Annotated in this window: 1 protein-coding gene and 2 pseudogenes; 2 read left to right on the forward strand and 1 reads right to left on the reverse strand. The window is 57.8% G+C overall.

Features of this window, described 5'->3' with window-relative positions; translation table 11 throughout:
• Positions 1-248 precede the first annotated feature (248 nt).
• A pseudogene (locus EN780_RS41075) lies at positions 249-495 on the reverse strand (transposase); the annotation flags it as partial.
• Between the two features lie 23 nt (positions 496-518).
• Here EN780_RS41075 and EN780_RS41080 point away from each other — a divergent pair.
• Together EN780_RS41080 and EN780_RS34765 are read left to right on the forward strand one after the other, a co-directional pair.
• Positions 519-623, forward strand: a pseudogene (locus EN780_RS41080) (transposase); the annotation flags it as partial.
• A 316-nt stretch (positions 624-939) separates the two neighbouring features.
• The coding region (locus EN780_RS34765) for an aminopeptidase P family N-terminal domain-containing protein (RefSeq protein WP_245500219.1) at positions 940-1,128 on the forward strand (189 nt) is incomplete at its 3' end.

Consider the following 1,128-nt stretch of genomic DNA (forward strand, 5'->3'; position numbering starts at 1 on the left):
ATTCCGGCCCCGCCGCCTTGGACTTGTGGAGGCGGGCCGGAATATCGATGGCGCTGGCGAAGGCCAGCGCAGTGATGGGGCCGACACGGGGATATTTGTAAGCGGTTGCAGGTCGTATCCTCCTTGGTGATCGTCAGTACTTTCGGTGCAAACGAGAGAATCCTCACGCAGCTTCCGCCGAGCGGCAAGCAATTGTGCCATGATCTCGAGATCGGGCATTCCTGCGACGAGAATACGCTCCTCAATTTCACAAAACCGACCTTGAGGCCGAAGTTGCGTAGAAGATCACGGATGTCGTTCTCCAGGGCGAATCGCCTTCCCATGCAGAAGCTTGCGGGCAGTCAACAGTGCCCGCCGCTTCTGGCTCGTGAGCGTCTTCACATGCACCGGGCGGTACAGGTTGACCCGCATCACCTGCGCGATGCCGCGTGCGTCATTACGATCCGTCTTGTTTGGCTGCGCCTTCAGGAACGCTTTCACATGGCGCGTCAGGACGATCGGGTTCCGTCCCGCTCCCGGACGATCGCCATCGCGGCAAGACGAAGATCGTGAGGCTCGACCCGCACGAGTTCATCCGTCGCCTTCTCCTGCGTACACTGTCCGACGGTTTGCATCGCATCCGCCGCGCGCGGGATGCCTTGTTCGGTTTCAACATTCACTCGTGTTACTATTCTTGGCGTCGTGGTTAGCAAGCAATTCACCGCGGACCGAATGTGTGGCGGAGCAGGAATTATCCTTCATCGATCGCTGTGCCTTAGCTGCATCTCGCCGCCAGATGACGACGATATAAAAACTGCATTTGACGCAAGCCGCTAGGACGGTTGAATGTCTGGCTGAACCAAAGCACGTTAAGCGACAGCTTCGAACATCGGTCTGAGGCGCACCCGATGCTTAAGCGACCCACAACATGGCAAATCATTGAGGTGAGATATGGCGCCTATGTGCTCAGGTATTCCTCTGACGGGTGTGCCGTTCCCGAGATCCGAGTACGAGCGCAGACGGCTCAACGTGCTGGAGGCAGTGGCGAACGCCGGGCTAGACGCACTTGTAGTGACTGCCCATGGCCATCTTCGGTATCTCAGTGGATACGATGGCAGCGGTGGATACTTCGCACCGTTTCCTTTGATC

The organism is Mesorhizobium sp. M4B.F.Ca.ET.089.01.1.1, from assembly GCF_004022605.1.
In the GTDB taxonomy this organism is placed as follows: domain Bacteria; phylum Pseudomonadota; class Alphaproteobacteria; order Rhizobiales; family Rhizobiaceae; genus Mesorhizobium; species Mesorhizobium abyssinicae.